A 17,462-nucleotide genomic window follows, 5' to 3' on the forward strand; every position below is an offset into this window, starting at 1 on the left:
GCAGGCCAAAATGATGCCAAATCGGCCCGGCCAGGCACCACACGCACTACCTGAATATGCGGGAGCCGATCAGCACGCCCAGCTTCCGGTAGCTTTCCCACTGCGCTTCGTCAAAGAACTGGTCAAACGTGGTTTGCTGCGGGAACGACGGCTTTTTGGTCTGGTATTCAAACAGGTCAAGGGGGGCGCCCTTGATCAAACGCGGCTTGAGCACCAGCAAAATACTTTCGGAGGGCTTGCCCGGCTGGCTGCTGGCATAGCGCACGCGGTAGAGCAGCGCACACTTTTCGTCGAGCGGCGCCAGCGGATCGGTTGCCGGTCGCAGTTCAGATTCGTCGCGGGCGAAATAAGGCGCCAGTGTGGCGGCATTGGGTGCAAGCCGTGGCACCGCGCTCGGCCCGACACATTCAAACTCGGCACCGAAATCGATGCGTGCCAGGCGCATGAGATTGGCAAGGTCTTCAAAGCTGTAGTTCGGGTCTGCGCCGCAATCGCAGCAGACGATGAAGTCCACCCGCCTGCGCAACAGCTCGAAGACGCCGGTGTTTTCAAAGTGCCCGCCGTCGCTCAGGTACCAGTGCGAGCCGTCCGTGCCCAGGAAGCGGGCGCGCAATTCGCGCTGCAGATAAGTCTGGTTGCGCCAGAGCGGGAACGGCGTTCGGGGGTCGGATTTTCCGGAGTTCCACCACCAGCCCAGGCGTATGTTGATGATGGTGAACAGCATGGCCTGCCCCAGCGCCGTACCCCGCCCCAGCCCGGTCGAAAATGCCGCGCCCGACACGCCCACCCATTGGCCGATGGACAGCTCGGGCGGCGCCCGCCTGGCGGCTTTGGCCTCAATGCCTGCGAAATTGCCGGTCTTTGCATTCCAGAGCCTGCCGTCCACGGTGATGCCCGCGGGCGTGACAGCCAGCGGCAGGCCCTGCCTGTCCCGCTGGGTGAGCTGGTCGCCGGTGCCCGTGGTGGCATTGATGGTCACGTTGATGAGGTGGGCCGGACCCAGGTGGTCGTTGCGGTAGTAGGCCTCGCGCGTGAAGTCATCGCTTGCATCGGCTTCGGTCACGTCCATCTTCGGGCGTTCCGATTCAAACCGCGCCTTGTTGGACGCCCCCAGGTAGGCACGCGTGAGGCGCGCACCGTACATCACCTGCAGGCTCGACAAATTGATGAACCCCAGAAAGTAGCCAGCCACCGCCACAGCCAGGAGGCAAAAAACAATGGAAATGACCGGGTAGAAGTATTGCCAGACCCATGATGAGTCCGCGCCAAAACGGACCGTGGTGAACATGGATTCGATCATCAGCTGCCCGAGCCCCGGCAGCGGCGGCTGCATGCCAAACAGCAGGGCCGCGGCCGCGCAGTTCCAGGCCACGGCCAGCAGCAGGGCCAGCGCCAGCCCGACCGCGCCAAGCAGGGTGTTGAGCGGAAGCCTGCTGAGCAGGCCGTCTTTTCCGGGCTGGGCCAGCACCGGCGCAAACTGCTTCACGGCCGCCACCAGGGCTGCGACCACGCCGGCCACGCTGAAAACAGTGAGCGGTGTTGACTGGCTTGTCGCCAGCCAGAGATACAGCGTTTGCCCCGCGGTTTCAATCAGCGCCAGCACGGCAATGATGAATGAGTACGTCAATACCCGCGAAAGCCACCGTGTGATGCGGTTGCGAAACAGCCCGGGTGATTGCTGCGGAAGGTACTTCGCCACAAAGAACACGCCCAAAGAAAAAGCCAGGATGACATCGATCAGCACCAGCAGCAAAACGGGCACCGGAACAGCCTCAAGCAGTGACCCGGCGCCGGCGGCCGGCGGCGCTACCCGGCTCCAGAAGACACAGGCAGCCAGCACACCCGCGGCCAGCAAGCCGGCGGCCGCAAGCGCTGGGGCGGGGATGGCCGGCAGCGGCGCTTTCCTTGCGCCGGCTGTACCGGCGCCGGAAGGCGAGGTGTCCTGGTCGAGCCAGTAGGCCGCGCCGCACGGTATGACCGCAAGCACGAGCCAGATGCCCAGCACCCCAAACCACGGGCTGAACCAGATGTCTCCACCCTTCAGCGGAGGCCTGGGCTGCATCATGGATTCCAGCGTAAGCCCCAGCGCATGAAACCCCTCCCAGGGAATCTGCAGGCTGCCGTAACGCAGGGCAAACATCAAAAGGAAGATGGTCAGCAAGGTCACGCCGATCACGTAATGCACCGCGCACAGGTTGCGGATGGCAATGGCGATGTCGTAGAGAAAGTCACCGGTGTTGTTCGGTGCCAGGTAACGCCCGTTTTCACGCAGCCAGCGCAAGGGGCGGTCGGGCATCTGGGTGAGCGCGGTCTGGACCTTGCTCAGCCTGCCGGGTGGGTCGGTCGCGAGTGCTTCGTAGGCTTCGGTGGCCAGCACTTCGGGTGCGGGCGGCGCAGGAGGTGTTTGCGGCGAGTGGGGAGCGGGAGGCGTGAGGGGTTCCCGGGCGCGAAACAGGGCCGAGAAAAAACTGCCGGTGTACCCGCCTCCGCTGACGGTGGAAAGGAAATCAAACCGGGCCAGCAGCGGCCAGGGCTTTTGCCTGTCGTTAGCGCCTCTTCCCGGGCCGCTTCCCGGGCCACTTTCTCCCGGCAGGTTGAACCCGGCTTTTGCCAGCGCCTGCAACACGCCAAGGCAAAAGGTGGCGCTGCGAATGCCGCCGCCCGACAGGGCCAGGCCCCACAACTCCCGGGGCGCCGTGCCGCCGGCGTAAATAAAACCTCGCCGGAAATCAATGGCCTTGCGCTCTTCTTCTTGCGCCCCCTTCTGCGCCTGTTCCTGCGCTTGTTCCTGCGACTGCTCCGGTGTGAGTGGGTTTCCAGTGCCTGGCTCGGTCATATCTCGCCTCCTTGGGCAAACAACACAGCTACCGCATGGGCTTTGAAGACGGCTCCGGCGTTGCCATGAAACGCGACGCCCTGCAAAGACTCAGGCCAGCTTAGGCAGGCGGTGCGGGAAAGACAAGGCCCTTATTCCCACAAATCGTATCGAAGCAACGCGCAGGCGGCGGCGTCATCTGGCAGACGGGCAGGCGTAGAGCCGGTGACACCTGACAGTTTCATCACCCGAACTGCTATCAATAACATAGCTGATCGCGCCCAAACATAAAGGGCTGCAGGCCAAAATGATGCGTAAATAATTGCTGTGGAGGCCGCTGGAATGCGTGGGCGCCCCTGCCCCGCGCAGCTTCATGTCCAATACAGGCATGGAACCGACGAACGACACACCCCAAACCGACCAGCGCCTGACGGCGCTGGAGATCAAGGCCAGCTTTACCGAAGACCTGCTGGACCAGCTCGACAAGGTCATCGTGCGGCAGCAGCAGCAAATTGATGCGTTGGTGCGCGAGGTGGCAGAACTGAAAGCCGGCCCGGTGCGCGACGGCGATGTGACAGTGGGCCGCAGCCTGCGCGACGAGCTGCCGCCGCACTTCTAGGCCTGCCCGCAGCTCAGACACCGAGATGCGCGGCGAGCTGGTCGAGGGTGCCGCCGTAGCCTTGCGTGAGCGACGGCTTGAGCTCTTCGAAATACTGGCGTTCAGCCGCAAGCTCACCAAAGGGTCGCGCGCGCAATGACACGACGGTGCTTCCGTTTTTCTCGGCGAAGGTCACGGTGTTCTCAATTTCCAGGGGGCAGGCTTCGCTGAATGGCGCGCGCGCAATGCCGCAGTGTTCGTTGGCAAACGAGTTCAGCCACACGATGCGTTCACCCTCGGCGATTTCACGGTAATTGAACCGGCCCCACATCGTGGGTGCGCCCGGAAACTTCATGGCGTAGTGAAAAAACCCGCCGGGCCTGAACTCGAAACGCAGCAGGTCGATGGAGCAGCCCTTGGGCCCCCACCACTGCTGGATGTTGCCGGCCTCGCTCCACGCTTTCCATACGCGCTCACGCGGGGCCTTGAACACGCGGTCGATCAGGAACGGGGAAGCCATGGCTGCCTTGCTGTCATTTGCGGGCATGTTTCTTTCCTTTTTTGGGGGTTGATTGAGTTGACTGGGCTGATGACGTGGATGTGTCCGGCTGCAAAAACGCGTCGAGCCTGTCGAAGCTGTCTTCCCAGACATTGCGGTACAGCGCCATCCAGCTGGCGACTTCTTTCAGGGGCGCGGCCTCCAGGCGGCACGGCCTGGTTTGCGCCGCACGTCCGCGCGAAATCAGGCCCGCCCGTTCGAGCACCTTCAGGTGTTTCGAAATGGAAGGCTGCGTCATGTCGAAGGGGGCTGCGAGTTCATTGACCGTCGCTTCGCCGGAAGCAAGCCGGGCGACGATGGCGCGGCGGGTCGGGTCCGCGAGGGCGGCGAACGCCTTGTTGAGGGTGTCTGGGGTCATTACATGGCCAATCGTTTATATAGCTGTTTGGCTATATTAAGGCAGTCAAAACAGGATGTCAACCGCTTGCCTTGGGCCTAACTACCAGAGGTTCTTGCCGTCGATCACCGTCACAGGTGCTTCGGCCGCGTCGAACCCGTCAAAGAGGCGGGCATTGACGCCGATGCGGCGGGTGGTGCCGTCCCAGCTGCCGTCCATCTCGAATGCGGGGCTGTCTGAATAGGTGGACACGCCGCATTCGGCGCAGAAGTGGTGGTCTACCAGCTTGGTCTGCCAGCGGTAGATGGCGTCGCCATCCGTGGGCGTGGTGACATGGAACTGCCCGGGTGTGTAGTACGCCAGCAGCGCACCGCGCCTGGCGCAAAACGAGCAGGTGCAGCGCGTCAGCTGCGCGGGGATTTCGCCGTCAATGCGAAAGGCGTTTTTGCCGCAATGGCAGCTTCCTGTGATCGTCATGCGCCACCTCCTCGGACTGTTGCATCGCCGTCTTCACCTTCCCCGTATTCGTCGTCTTCTTCATCCGTTTCATCTTCTTCATCTTCATCGGCCACGACGCCGGCAATTTCCTCTGCTCCGCCTGCGGCCAAGATGCCTTCGCCCTCTTCATCTTCTGCTTCCGGGTCTTCATCGCCGACGACTTCCCCTTCTTCCAGGAAGTCGGCCTCGTCCATTGTCCGGTCAGGCAGGATGTCGGCATCAGGCCGCTCATCGCCGATGACACCGGCACGCTCGCCGGTGCCGGCAGCGTCGCTGTCGCTGGCCAGCTCTTCGTCGCTGTAGGCACCTAGCGTGTCGCTGCCGGTGTCTGAACTGTCGCCCGGGCCGAGCGACTGTGTGTCTTTTCCGCGCATCCACTGTTCGGGCGGAATGCTGCCACCCGCAATGCTGCTTTTTGCCATGCTGTGCCTTCTTTCATGCTTGTACCGGCGCGAACCACGCGCAATGACGATGGGAAAGGCGCCAACCGCCGCCCCTTGAGATGGCGCTATTTTTTACCCAGGTACTGGCGCACGGCGGAGGCTGAATTGCCGACAGCCTTGACGGCGTCGCGCAGTTGCTGCTCGGTGCAACCCAGGGTTTTGGTCCAGTCGCGAACCTCATAGTCCTGCCCCAGGGCGATGAACCTGCGGTCCACAGCGGTTTCAGTTGTATCGTCAGCCATGACGCATCTCCTAGGGAAAAAACGAATGCTAGGACGAAATGTCTGGGGTAACCTGTAGGACAAAACCCGTCACGCAGGCAGTCCGTCTTCCGCTGCCGGCTGACATCTCCAGGTGCATGCCATGTCACTTCCACCGGATTTCAAGCCTTCAGACTTTTCCATCGGCTCCATCAGCGACCGCCAGCTCGTGAACCTGGCCAAGCTGGCCGGTGCCATGACGGAAGGCGACGCGCTGACGCCGGAGCTGCAGGAATTCACCCTGCTGATCATGGAAAAGTGCGCCGACATCGGCGACAAGTACAAAAGCCAGAAACACGGGCGCACCGCCGGCGACGAGATTCGCGCCCTGTTCGGGGTTTACTGACCACCCTGTGGGCGGCAGACCCACGCCGCCGTCCCTGTCAATTTGCTACCAAATTAATAGCTGCTTGCGCTTATCCCTATTGGGCTGAAGGCCAGTTTGATGCATAAACCAGCCGTGGCTAGCCGCCGGCTTCCGTCGCCGGGTGCGCACCCGGCACTGCAGCGCCCGTGCGAAGCAGCACGGCAGCCAGCAAGGCTGCACATGCCGCAAACACCGCACCGATGACAAACGCCAGCTGGTAGCCGCCATTGAGCGCCACCACGGCATCGGCACCCGCACCGGCCAGCGAACCGGTGCGCGCCGCCGCCAGGCTGGCCAGCACCGCCAACCCCAACGCGCCGCCCATCATGAAGGAGGTATTGACCACGCCCGAGGCAATACCGGACTCGGCTGGGTCCACGTCGCTCATGGCGGCCAGCAACACCGGGTTGAAGGCCATGCCGGCCCCCAGCCCCAGCAGCAGCATGCCGGGCAACACGTCGAGCACAAAGCCGCCGCCCACCGGCGCACGCGCGAACAAGGCCAGGCCCAGGGCGGCCAGCAGCAGGCCGGCAGACAGCGGTGCGCGTATGCCGAAACGCATGACGATTTTGGCCGACAGGCCGAGCGAGAACGCGGCCATGATCAGGTTGGCGGGCAAAAAGCCCAGGCCGACCTGCAGGGCGCTGTAGCCCAGCACCAGTTGCATATACAACGCCGAAATAAAGAACCAGGCAAACATGGCCGCGGCCCACAGTACGCCGACCACGTTGGCGGTAGCGACGTTGCGCAGGCGGAAAAGGCCCAGCGGGACCAGCGGTGTCGTGACCTTGGCTTCGATGGCCAGGAAGATCGCCATCAGCACTGCGGCAACACCCAGCAAACCGAGTGTCTGGCCTGACAGCCAACCGGCTTCGTTGCCGTTGACGATGCCGTAGACCGCCAGCATCAGCGCGGTGGTGACGGTGACGGCGCCCCACACGTCAAGCCGCGCGCCGGTGGCCTGCCCCTTGCCGCCGGGCAGCAGGAACAGGCACAGCGCAAACACGGCGCCGCCTATGGGCAGGTTGACCAAAAAGATCCAGTGCCAGTTGAGCGAATCGGTCAGCACGCCGCCCAGCAGCACACCGATGCTGCCGCCGCCGGCACAGACAAAGCCGTAGACACCCATGGCTTTGGCGCGCTCGGCCGGTTCGGTGAAGAGGTTCATGATGAGCGACAGCGAAATCGCCGACACCACCGCGCCGCCCAGGCCCTGCACCGCACGGGCCACCACCAGCAGCACCTGCGAATTGGCCAGGCCGCAGGCCAGCGAGGCCACGGTGAACAGCGTGAGCCCCGCCAGGAACAACCTGCGCTGGCCATACAGATCGCCCAGCCGGCCGCCCAGCAGCAAAAAACCGCCGAAGGTCAGCATATAGGCGTTCACCACCCAGACGAGCGAGGTCTCGGTAAAGCCGAGGTCTGTGCGGATGGATGGCAGCGCCACATTCACGATGGTGGTGTCGAGCACGATCATCAGCACGCCCAGGCAGAGCACCACCAGTGCCCACCAGCGCTTTCGGGTTTCCATGTTGTGTGTCATCTGCAGTTTCTCCCCGGTTCAATGAAGGTCGATCGGCGTCATCAGCGGAATCAATTCATGAGGCTCGTCTGGTTCGCAAACCCGGATGCTATCAAATCAATAGCTGGTTGCGCGCGTTCATATTGCTCTGGAGATCATTTTTATGATGAACACGCCGCAGGAGCGGTGCGGGGTGCCTGTGTCCTACAAGCGCAGCCGGATTTGGCGGATAGAAGCCGGGCATCCGGCTGGCTAATTTAGCGGTCAGGAAACGGGAGCACCGTGGCCCTCCCGGCACCCTGGCATAGCCCCGGCATGGCGGAAAGCAGGCGCCGGCTGGATCAGCGGTTGAGAATATGCAGGATGTTGCCGTCCGGGTCCTTGAACCAGGCGCCTTTGAAGTCGCCCGCGACATGCGCATCGCCTTGCAGCGTCATGCCGGGCATGTCGTAGTGTTCAAACACCACGCCTTTGGCCTTGAGCGCCTTCAGGATGTTGTCGAATTCGTCGCCCACGCCCCACGTGGCGGATGTGGCCTTGTTGGTGCCGGCGAAAGACGAGACATACACCACCACGGTGGCGGTGCCGCTCTGGTAGGTGAGCACGCCCTCTTCGGCGGTGTCCAGCGGCGTGAGGCCGAGCGTGCTTCCATAAAATTTCTTCGCCGCCGCAAGGTCCCTGACGGCGATGGTGGCCATGGCGTTTCGGTTGGCAAGCATGATTGGATGATGGCTCCTTTCAGCTCCCATGTTTGTGGCCGCGCCGGGGCATGTCAACCCTGGCCCAGCGGGAAAAATGTGTCCTTGTGTACGTGCACCGGACTCCGCATGCAAAGAAATGTATCCACGCTCCGCCGGCAGGTAAACCGGCGCAACACCCTGCAAGAACACTGGTATTGGGTACGGGGATAGCATCCAATGGTGACTGACCACACTCCCTTAGGAAGCCCATGCACGCGACAACCAACACCCCCACCAATACGCCTTCCAGCCTGAACCACCACCGCATCTGGATGCCGGTCTCCTTGCTGGCCCTGGCCACCGCGGCAGCCTTGCTGGCCGCGCAGGCACAAGCCCAGACCGCTGAGCCGGCCATGGCAGCGCCCGCTCCCGCCGCCGCGCCCGCTTCCACGCCGGCGCCGACAACAGTCACCTATTACGAGCCCAAAGACCTGGAGCGCGCCTTCAAGTTCATGGACAAAACCGGCGATGGGAAGGTCAGCCGCGACGAGGCATCGAACTTTCGAGGCGTCTCCAGGCATTTTGACGAGGCCGACGTCAACAAGGACGGTTTTCTCTCGCGTGAGGAATTCGACAACGCAATGAACCGCAGCAAGGCGCGTTGAACCAGTTGAACATGCACATCGAAGTGTGATGCAAAGGCAGCGAGCCGTCTTCCTGGAGAAGATCAGGCCGACTCATCGGCATGATGAGTGACGTTCCTGGCCCAAAGCGAGAGCGGCCTGAACTTCGAGAAAAGCCAGAGGCCGAAAACACAGGCGGTACCAAGAGCGACCGTGAGAAACCCCGTCATCAGAATGCCTACGACGGGCCCAAGCACGAAGCCCATCACTCCGTATACCTGTCGGCCGTTCCACTGCACCGTGTTGAAACCGAATCCAGCGAGAACGCCAAACACCACACAGAGGGGCAACAAGGAGAAAACCAGGCCGATGAAGACCAATTTGTAGACGGAGCCCACATACAGACGGGTTAGCGAAATTCGTGTGAACAAGGGAGCTCCTTTTTTTTAAAGCGCAGCGTTTGACAAAGATGAAGACCGGCAACCGGCGAGGCCCACCATGGGGTCAGCCGCCTCACAGGGAGCATCGGACGCCCACCACGATATTGACGCGGCCGGGCTCCCAATCCGTCTCGCGCCAGCGGTACACACCGGGCGCCACGACCGTGAGTTCCCACTCGAGTGGCCGGCCGGATTCCTTGAGACGCTTCTCCCCCTCGTATTGAATCACCAGGGTAGTTGGGCCCGCAGACAATACTGTGGCGCGTGAGCCTTCGGTTTCCCCGAGCGCTGTCTTCCATTTGCGATCGTATGTGATGTCCAGAACCGTTCCATCCCGGCTGAGCTGCATGCGCATTTTGAGGTTGCCGGGCGCGCACGCGGGCTCGGTGTTGTAGCTCTCGGCCCAAAGGCCCGCGAGCTGGTTCGAATCAAAGGGAAAAGACGCGGGGTTGGCCGCGGCGTGTGTCACGCTCGACAACAGCAAGGCAAGGACAGAAACAAAAATTTTGAACATGGGTAACACGCAAAGGGTTGGATTTAGTGGATGAGCGACCGTTGCAAATATCGCACATTCTCATAAAAAGCCGCGCCCGCCCGGCGGATTCCACCAACGAGATGACCCATGAACGCTATTTCTTCCGGTAAACATACCAGGCCGCGAAGGCGGTGAAAACGCCAATGATCCCCACGATCACCATGAAGCCGTGAGGATGTTCGGCCAGGGGGATGCCGCCCACATTCATTCCCAGCAGGCCGGCAACAATATTGATGGGGAGCGCCAGTACCGTGACCATCGTCAGGATGAAGACGCTGCGGTTGGTTTCCTCGCTGACCTGTGCTGCAATTTCTTCTTGCAGGAGCTTGATGCGCTCTTTCAGTTCGGACATGTCCCTGATGGTCAATGAGAATTCTTCCGTCGCCTGGCGGAGCTCCTCCAGGTCGTGCTCGCTGACCCATGGCGGCGGCAACCGCAGCAGGCGGAAAAGCGCACCGGGCTCCGGCGCGAGCAGCCTCTGCAGCCGCACCAGCACCCGACGCAACTTGCCCAGGTCAGCCCGGCGGTTATGCAGCCGGCCGACCAGGAATTTGTCTTCCACCACATCCACCTGGACAGTGGCGTCACGCACGATGCGCACCAGCACATCGCCCTGTTCGCGCAGCAGCTGGTTCAGAAATGACACCGATGACGCCAGCGGCTTGCCGTTCTTGATGGCGTCACGCATGCGGTCGATGGAACGCAGGGGATGGGAGCGCGCGCTCAGTGCCATATGGGGCGCCACGTTCAGCCACAGGCTGGACATCTCAGCCGGGTCAAACGCGAATTCATACGCCACGTCGTTGACGACAGCAATCAGTGTGTCGTGCGCATCTTCTATGCGGGTGGATCTTGAACCCGCATGCAGGGCCTCGAAAAACTCGGGTACGGCGTGCAAATGCTTGCGGATGCTCGCCTCCGCCGCGGCGTCACTCAGGTTGAAGTGCAGCCAGACGAAATCTGATTTTCCCTTGGGTCTTTCGTCCTGCAGCCAGGCGGCCGCCTCCAAAAGATCTACCGGTATGCCGGGTGCGCCGTTTTCAAACCTGTAGCCGCAGAGCAGGCCGGTTCTGTCGGCGCCGTAAGTGATGTCCATTCAGAAGTGGCGTGAAGTAGTCAAAATTGGAGTGAATCGGACACGGCAGGCGCAGGGCAGCCGGTATCGGGCGACCTGCCCCGGACAGTGGCGGTCATACAGTGTGTTGCCTTTGCATGACGGTTCGGTGACAGTGCCGTGACCGCGTTCTTCAGGCGCCTGGCCGGGCGGTGCATGCCCACTGCATACCGGGTTGTCACTGAGCTCCAATGCGCCTCATAATTTCAGGCCAGGCCGGCAGCACCTCAGGCCTCGCCTGGTTCCTTCACATCACCGACGGAGACGATATGGCCACCCACGAATTGTTTGCCTACCTTCATGTCAAAAATGCTGCAAAGGCCATGGCGTTTTACACCTCGGTTTTTGGCGCTACGGAAAAATTCCGGCTCACAGAACCCGATGGCCGCATCGGCCATGCCGAACTGGACTTTGACGGCGCCACGCTGATGGTGTCGGAAGAATTCCCGGAGTACGGCACCCGGGCGCCCGATGCCGGCGCGCCGGCCACCGTCACGCTGCACCTGCATGTGGACAACTGCGATGAGGTGATTGCACGTGCGCTGAAAGCCGGCGCCACGCTGGAAATGGCGGCGCAAGACCAGTTTTACGGTGAGCGCTCAGGCAGCTTTCGCGACCCGGCAGGCTACCGGTGGAGTGTGGGGCACAGCATTGAAACCGTGTCGCCGGAGGAAATGCAGCGCCGTTATACCGCGCTGATGACCACGCCTTCCGCGTGAATTTGCTATGAAAAATATAGCTGCTCGCGCAAGCCAGTAAAGGCTAAATCCCGGATTTATTCACTAGCGCGCTAGAAACCCCGTAGCCTGCCGCGGGCCCGGTACAGGTTCAGGCTTCGTCCGTAGGCGATTCCGCAGAATTGCTTTGCCCGAGCACGCGCCGCAAGGTTTCGAGGAGCTCGGTGTTGGAAGTCTTGGCCTTGACCAGCACGGCGGCCGCCCGCGTGGCTTGAAGCCTGTCCACCTCCAGTGCCGAGAAAATCACCACCGGCGGCGGGCCGTCCATCGCCTCAACGTCCTTGAGCAAGTCCCAGCCCGAACCGCCCGGCAGGCTGAGGTCCAGCAGGACCAGGTCAAAGCGCTGTTCCTTCAGCCGGTCACGTGCTTCCTGCACCGTGTCGGCAAAGACGAAGGTTGCAAACCCCTGGGCAATGGTCGCTGCGATGCGCTGGATGTCCGGATCGTCTTCAACATGCAGGATGACGGCGCGGGCTTCGACCGAACCGGCAATGGCGCGCCGCACGCCCAGCACGAGCATGTTCTCATCGATGGGTTTTTCCAGCCAGTCCGATACGGTCAGGGACTGTTCGTTGAACTGGATCCGCCCCTCGGCCGCCGAGGCCGACACCACCACGATGGGCACGTCGCGTGTATGCAGCTGGGCGCGCAGCGCCCTGATCAGCGCAATGCCGTCCTGGTCGGGCAGCTTCAGGTCTATCGTGACGGCGGCGTACCGCCTTTTTGCCAGCTCCGCGACGGCCTGTCTGGCTGTGTACACCATTTCGGTATCAAAACCACCCTTGTCGAGCATCATGCTGATCAGGCGGGAGATGTCCGGGTCGTCCTCGCAAACCAGGACGCGCGGCCGCTGTTCGACCAGTGCCGAGAAACCTGAAGTACGCTCCGGCGAATCCACCCATTCGGGCAGTTCAAAGAAGAAGGTGGTGCCGACCCCGGGGTCGGTATGAAAACCGATGCTGCCGCCCAGGCGCTCGATGATGGCCCGTGAAATATTGAGGCCCAGGCCCGTGCCGCCCTTTTGCCGTGTATCGGAGGAGTCGGCCTGGGAGAATTTCTGGAAGATGCGGTTGCGGAATTCCTCCGGAATGCCGGGCCCGTGGTCCCGCACCTCGACGCGTATGCCCGTTTCGCTGCGAGCCACGTGAATATCCACCGTGCCGCCTTCGGGCGAGAACTTCATCGCATTGGACAGCAGGTTGGTCACCACCTGCGTCAGCCGGTCGCTGTCGACCCTGACCTGCAGGTCCTCGTCGGGAAACTCGAGCTGCAGGTGCACATTCTTCGCCGCGCCGTAGCCTTCGTTGGCGGCCAGCGCCTGCTCCAGCAAAGGCCTGAGTTCGATGGCCTGAAAATCCAGGGTCATCTTGCCGGACTCGATCTTCTCGATGTCCAGGATGTCATTGATCAGCCGGATCAGGCGCTCACAGTTGGTTTTCGCGATGCCCACCAGCGTCTTGACGGCGTCGGGCAGCTGGCCGGCAACACCGCCGGAGATCAGGCCCAGCGAGCCCCGGATCGAGGTGAGCGGCGTGCGCAGCTCATGGCTGACCGTCGAGACGAATTCACTCTTCATGCGGTCAATGCGCTTGAGTTCGGTGACGTCATTGGCCAGCGTGTAGAAGCCGATCACCTTGCCTTCGTCGGCGCCGTCGCCGTAGCGCGGGAAATAATTGACCACGTAGTCGCGCATGCCGCCGCGGGCGGTTTTCTGCGATCGCTCGTAGACCACCGGGTAGCCCTGCAGCACCTCTTCCACCCTGGGCTTGACCAGCGCGTACATCTCGTCGCCCAGGATTTCCCGGATGGTCTTGCCTTCGAGCTGCGCTTGCGTCATGCCGAAGACTTCCTCGTAGGCCCGGTTATGAAAGCACAGACGCTGGTTGGCGTCAGCGTAAGTGATCCAGGCCGGCACGGTATCGGTGATTTCGCGCAGCTGCGCTTCGCTGGTGCGCAGGGCCTCGGTGACACGGCGGATTTCGGTGGTGTCGCGTCCCGTGCCGCGGTAGCCGGTGAATTTTCCGTTGGCGTCGAATTTCGGCACGCCGCTGATGCTGAAGTAGCGCGGCCGCCCCTTGGAGTCGCGCCGTGTACTTTCAAGGTCGCGGAAAACCTCGTGCCGGGCTATTTTGGCCTTGTACTCGGCCAACGCACCGGCTTCGATGTTGATGTAGTCGAGCTCCCAGGCAGTCTTGCCATGGGCCGATTTCGGGATGCCGGAGGCGCTTGGGGCTTCGCCGGGAACCTCGACGAAGCGGAAGTTTTCGTCCTGCTCCCAGAACCAGTCGGAGGCCAGCGCCGTGAGTGCGCGAAAGCGTTCTTCGCTTTCACGCAGAACCTGCTCGGTCTGCTTGCGCTCGGTGATGTCCTGGATCTGCGCGATAAATTGAAGCGGCTTTCTGTCTGCATCGCGCACAAGGGAGCAGCTCATGTAGCCCCATACAGTACGGCCGGACTTGTGGATGTAGCGCTTTTCGACGTGGAACGATTCGATTTCGCCAGCCAATGCCCTGCGGCGCTGCTCCAGGTCCCAGGCAATATCGTCGGGATGGGTCAGGTCATGGATGGTGCGCGACAGCATTTCCGCCTCTGAATACCCCAGCATCTGGCAAAAAGCGGCGTTGACCTTCAGCCGGCGCGAGTCGATGCCGATCAGCGTCATCCCGATGGCCGCATGTTCAAACGCATTGCTGAACTGCTGGTCACTGACCGTGAAGACATCGTTGTCCGTGCTGATGGGGCCAGCCCCCTTGGGACTTACTTCTCCGGCGTCCTCGAACGTACTTGCGCTGTCTGTCAGCGCAACGCCTGAATCGTCAAACACGTCCCCCTCAGCCGGCATGGCACCGGCCTGCTCGCCTCCGAGCGTGAAATAAAAGGTACTGCCCTCACCCACTGCCGACTTGGCCCAGATTTTTCCGCCGTGGCGGGTGATGATGCGTTTGACCGTGGCCAGCCCGATGCCGCTGCCGGCGAACTCTTCCGGTGAATGCAGCCGCTCGAAAGTGCCGAAGAGCTTGTCGGCATACGCCATGTCGAAGCCGGCACCGTTGTCCCGCACAAAATACACCACCTGGTCCTCGGCCCCTGCTTCTTTTCCGACCAGGATTTCGGTGTGCGGTTTTTTCGAGGTGAACTTCCATGCATTGGCGATCAGGTTCTCCAGCACCTGACGCAGCAATGCAACGTCCGCCCGGCCCCACAGGTTGGGCTCGACGGTGATCCGCACCCGGCGGTCAGGATCGTTTTCCGTCCACTGCTTGATGATCTTGGCCGCCTCGGTACTGATGTCGACAGACTCCCAGTTCAGGCTGGTCCGCGACAACTGGGCCAGGGACAGCAAGCCATCGGTCAGCTCACCCATGCGGCGCACACTGCTGCGTATGCGGCCCATGAAATGATGTGCGCGCTCACCCGATTCAGGTGGAACCGCTTTTTCAAGCAGCGCACAAAATCCGTCGATGGTGCTCAACGGTGTCCGCAAGTCATGCGCCACGGAATAAGAGAAGGCCTCGATCTCCCGGGTGGCGACTTCCAGCTGGGCGGTCCTGCGCAGCACGCGCTTTTCCAGGTTGACGTTCAGCCGGACGATTTCCTGCTCCGCCTGCCGGCGCTTGCTGATGTCGGTAATGGTGCTGACATACCCCGACGGGGCGCCGTTCCCGTCCACCAGGGGCTGCACGTTGATCAGTGCCCAGAACTCACTGCCGTCGGGCCTGCGATGGCACACCACACGGTTCAGCTGTGGCTGGCCGGTACGCACGGCGACAACACTGGGCCACTCTTCCCTGGGCATTGGCGTGCCGTCTTCGCGGAATCTTTGCCATTCCGGCTCGACCGAAGTCTGGCCTTTGAGCTGGGCCAGGGCCAGGCCGAGGATGCGCTCTGCACTGGCATTGCAATCAACAATATGCCCCTGGGCGTCCCGCAGGATCACGCCTTCGGCCAGCGCACCCACAACCGCCCGGAAGCGGGCCTCGCCGACCCGCAGCGCGATCTCCACTTCCTTGCGTGACGTGATGTCGGCACCCACACCCCGATAACCCGCAAAGGTTCCATCGTCGCCAAACACCGGTTCCCCGCTGACGCTTCGGTAAATGACGCTCCCATCCTCCTTGGTCAGCCGGTATTCAAAATTGCGGAACGGCAAATGCGCCTGTAACACCGCCTTGTGCTCTTCCCATGTGCCGACAAGCGGTGTGGAGTTGGGGAGGTCCCATCGGCATTGCCCCTCTCCAATGACCTGGGTTCCCAGGGCGAAGCGTTGCGGATCATTGGAGACAAAAACGTTGCGGAAGTTTGTGTCCTGTTCCCAGTACCAGTCGGACGAAAGACCGGTGAGGCTGCGAAAGCGCTCTTCGCTGCGGCGCAGTTTGGCCTCGGCCTCCAGCCGCGCGGTGATGTCGCTGCCCACGCCCCGATAGCCGGTGAAGCGGCCTTTGGCGTCCACCATCGGCTCTCCGCTGATGGACAAGGTCACGCGCTTGCCGTCTTTTTCTACGCGTTCGTATTCAAAGTTGCGGAAGACTTCGTGGCGCTCCAGCAGAGCGCGATGGCGGGCCCACATCTCCTGGTTGGCCTGGCTGTGGTCGATCTCCCAGCGTGTTTTACCGATGTGCTCACTGATGGCGCGCCTGGCTTCTTCCGTCTGGCCGCCGGACAGCTTGGTGAAGCGGAAATTGGCATCGGTTTCCCAGTACCAGTCGGACGAAAGACTGGTCAGGCTGCGGAACTGCTGTTCGCTGCTGCGCAAGCGCTCTTCGTCCGCCAGCTGCTGGGTGATGTCCTCCGCCGTAACAAGGACGTGTGTCACCACACCACTGGAATCTTTCAGCGGAACCTTGCGCATGTGCACACGGATGACGCCCTTGTGCTTGGTCTGGACAAGGCGGTCGGGGAATTCCTGCATCTTTCCGGCAGCGATCAGGGCGAGATCCGAGGCATGCATGTTGTGGGCATGGGCCTTGGGCCACAGATCATGGACGGTATGGCCCAGCGCTTCCGCCCGAGTGAAACCATAAAGCTCTTCCGCCGCGCGATTCCATGCGACATAACGGTGGTCCGTGACGGCTTTCAGGTTCATGGCGATCGGAATGTTTTCAACGATGTCGTCGAGCAGGCGGGCGACTTTGCGTTCTTTTTCCTCCGCGCGCCTGCTGGCCGTGACATCGCGCGTAATACCCCGATAACCCATGAACTCCTGATGCTTGTTGAACACCGGCACGCCGCTGATGGAAAAATAATGCGCGACGCCATCCTCCAGCACGCGTATGTATTCGAAATCGCGAAAGGGCTTGCGTTCCGCCAGCACGGCGCGGTGGTCTTCCCATGACATGGTGACCGGCAGGGCGCCAGGCAGTTCCCAGCGGCATTTGCCGACGGAACTGTCGAGATCCTTATCTTGTGACTTGCTGCTGTACTCGGCCGTGAAGTCAGTAAAACGGTACTCCGCGTCCTGCTCCCAGTACCAGTCTGCCGAGACGGTGGCGAGGCTGCGCAAGCTGCTGATGTCGTCCCTGAGCGATTCGACCAGTCGCTGCTGCTCAACGATCTCAAGCTTCAACGCATCATTGGCGGCTGCCAGCGCAAGCGCTTCAGCCTGCATGCGCTGCTGGGATTGCTCTGCCGTCTCGTCGCGTTTCATCGCGGCACCTGACGGGTAACCGTGCCGGGCCGATGCGGCAGGGGCATGGGCGCACCCATCAGGCCAGGCTCACGGTGGACTGCGGTGAATGCGCTTGGCAAACTGGGGTTCATCCGCCGGTGGTGACTTTCTTTGCAAAGGTGCGCGGCTCCATCGAGGCCCCGCTTTCTGTAGCTGCCGCACTGCAAGTGTGTAATGCTGCATTTAATTGCGCTATAGGACAACACCCTGATTTCTTTTGACCGTGCCTTCCATTAGATTGGCCTGGTTTTTGCATACTTAAGACCTCC

Annotated in this window: 16 protein-coding genes; 4 read left to right on the forward strand and 12 right to left on the reverse strand. The window is 61.8% G+C overall.

From position 1 onward, the window contains the following. Nucleotides 1-46 precede the first annotated feature (46 nt). A complete protein-coding gene (locus AC1DWQ_RS02255) occupies nt 47-2,836 on the reverse strand; it encodes a hypothetical protein (protein WP_477668186.1) in 2,790 nt (929 codons plus the stop codon). A 367-nt stretch (nt 2,837-3,203) separates the two neighbouring features. Here AC1DWQ_RS02255 and AC1DWQ_RS02260 point away from each other — a divergent pair, with 367 nt between their 5' ends. After that, entirely contained in the window at nt 3,204-3,434 is a 231-nt protein-coding gene (locus tag AC1DWQ_RS02260; protein WP_457282270.1) for a SlyX family protein, read from the forward strand. Nucleotides 3,435-3,447: 13 nt separating this feature from the next. Here AC1DWQ_RS02260 and AC1DWQ_RS02265 read toward each other — a convergent pair whose 3' ends face one another. The 5 genes from AC1DWQ_RS02265 to AC1DWQ_RS02285 all read right to left on the reverse strand — a co-directional run bounded on the left by AC1DWQ_RS02265 (nt 3,448) and on the right by AC1DWQ_RS02285 (nt 5,492). Next, nucleotides 3,448-3,960: an SRPBCC family protein gene (locus tag AC1DWQ_RS02265; RefSeq protein ID WP_477668187.1), complete on the reverse strand. Its 513-nt coding sequence runs from the start codon at nt 3,958-3,960 to the stop codon at nt 3,448-3,450. Then, nucleotides 3,947-4,330, reverse strand: coding sequence for an ArsR/SmtB family transcription factor (locus tag AC1DWQ_RS02270; protein ID WP_477668188.1), 384 nt, complete (start codon nt 4,328-4,330; stop codon nt 3,947-3,949). The genes AC1DWQ_RS02265 and AC1DWQ_RS02270 overlap by 14 nt, the downstream gene beginning before the upstream one ends. 81 nt (nt 4,331-4,411) lie before the next feature. Beyond that, a complete protein-coding gene (locus AC1DWQ_RS02275; RefSeq protein WP_477668189.1) occupies nt 4,412-4,786 on the reverse strand; it encodes a GFA family protein in 375 nt (124 codons plus the stop codon). Continuing rightward, nucleotides 4,783-5,229 carry a hypothetical protein gene (locus AC1DWQ_RS02280; protein WP_477668190.1) on the reverse strand — a complete coding sequence of 149 codons (447 nt, stop codon included), beginning with the start codon at nt 5,227-5,229 and terminating at the stop codon, nt 4,783-4,785. The genes AC1DWQ_RS02275 and AC1DWQ_RS02280 overlap by 4 nt, the downstream gene beginning before the upstream one ends. An 86-nt stretch (nt 5,230-5,315) precedes the next feature. Next, nucleotides 5,316-5,492: a DUF3606 domain-containing protein gene (locus tag AC1DWQ_RS02285; RefSeq protein ID WP_477668191.1), complete on the reverse strand. Its 177-nt coding sequence runs from the start codon at nt 5,490-5,492 to the stop codon at nt 5,316-5,318. A 121-nt stretch (nt 5,493-5,613) separates the two neighbouring features. Here AC1DWQ_RS02285 and AC1DWQ_RS02290 point away from each other — a divergent pair, with 121 nt between their 5' ends. Further along, nucleotides 5,614-5,856, forward strand: coding sequence for a hypothetical protein (locus tag AC1DWQ_RS02290; protein WP_477648985.1), 243 nt, complete (start codon nt 5,614-5,616; stop codon nt 5,854-5,856). Nucleotides 5,857-5,974: 118 nt separating this feature from the next. On the opposite strand, the gene AC1DWQ_RS02295 is transcribed toward AC1DWQ_RS02290, so the two are convergent. Both AC1DWQ_RS02295 and AC1DWQ_RS02300 read right to left on the reverse strand, forming a co-directional pair. Further along, complete coding sequence (locus tag AC1DWQ_RS02295; protein WP_477668192.1) at nt 5,975-7,420, reverse strand: DHA2 family efflux MFS transporter permease subunit; 1,446 nt, start codon at nt 7,418-7,420, stop codon at nt 5,975-5,977. Nucleotides 7,421-7,740: 320 nt separating this feature from the next. Further along, nucleotides 7,741-8,118 (reverse strand): VOC family protein, encoded by a 378-nt coding sequence (locus AC1DWQ_RS02300; protein ID WP_477668193.1) that lies wholly within the window; start codon nt 8,116-8,118, stop codon nt 7,741-7,743. A gap of 230 nt (nt 8,119-8,348) precedes the next feature. Here AC1DWQ_RS02300 and AC1DWQ_RS02305 point away from each other — a divergent pair, with 230 nt between their 5' ends. Further along, complete coding sequence (locus tag AC1DWQ_RS02305; protein WP_477668194.1) at nt 8,349-8,744, forward strand: EF-hand domain-containing protein; 396 nt, start codon at nt 8,349-8,351, stop codon at nt 8,742-8,744. A gap of 62 nt (nt 8,745-8,806) precedes the next feature. Here the strand turns inward: AC1DWQ_RS02305 and AC1DWQ_RS02310 are convergent, their stop codons facing one another. The 3 genes from AC1DWQ_RS02310 to AC1DWQ_RS02320 all read right to left on the reverse strand — a co-directional run bounded on the left by AC1DWQ_RS02310 (nt 8,807) and on the right by AC1DWQ_RS02320 (nt 10,773). Then, complete coding sequence (locus AC1DWQ_RS02310) at nt 8,807-9,133, reverse strand: hypothetical protein (RefSeq protein WP_477668195.1); 327 nt, start codon at nt 9,131-9,133, stop codon at nt 8,807-8,809. 82 nt (nt 9,134-9,215) lie between these two features. Further along, a complete protein-coding gene (locus AC1DWQ_RS02315) occupies nt 9,216-9,656 on the reverse strand; it encodes a hypothetical protein (RefSeq protein ID WP_477668196.1) in 441 nt (146 codons plus the stop codon). Nucleotides 9,657-9,771: 115 nt separating this feature from the next. Beyond that, nucleotides 9,772-10,773, reverse strand: a complete 1,002-nt coding sequence (locus tag AC1DWQ_RS02320) for a transporter (protein ID WP_477668197.1) — start codon at nt 10,771-10,773, stop codon at nt 9,772-9,774. 287 nt (nt 10,774-11,060) lie between these two features. On the opposite strand from AC1DWQ_RS02320, the gene AC1DWQ_RS02325 reads away from it, so the two are divergent. Next, nucleotides 11,061-11,510, forward strand: coding sequence for a VOC family protein (locus tag AC1DWQ_RS02325; protein WP_477668198.1), 450 nt, complete (start codon nt 11,061-11,063; stop codon nt 11,508-11,510). A gap of 109 nt (nt 11,511-11,619) precedes the next feature. On the opposite strand, the gene AC1DWQ_RS02330 is transcribed toward AC1DWQ_RS02325, so the two are convergent. Next, on the reverse strand, nt 11,620-17,172 hold the full coding sequence (locus AC1DWQ_RS02330) for a PAS domain S-box protein (RefSeq protein WP_477668199.1): 5,553 nt from the start codon (nt 17,170-17,172) through the stop codon (nt 11,620-11,622). Nucleotides 17,173-17,462: the final 290 nt, after the last annotated feature.

It is taken from the genome of Polaromonas sp. P2_G11, assembly GCF_056403595.1.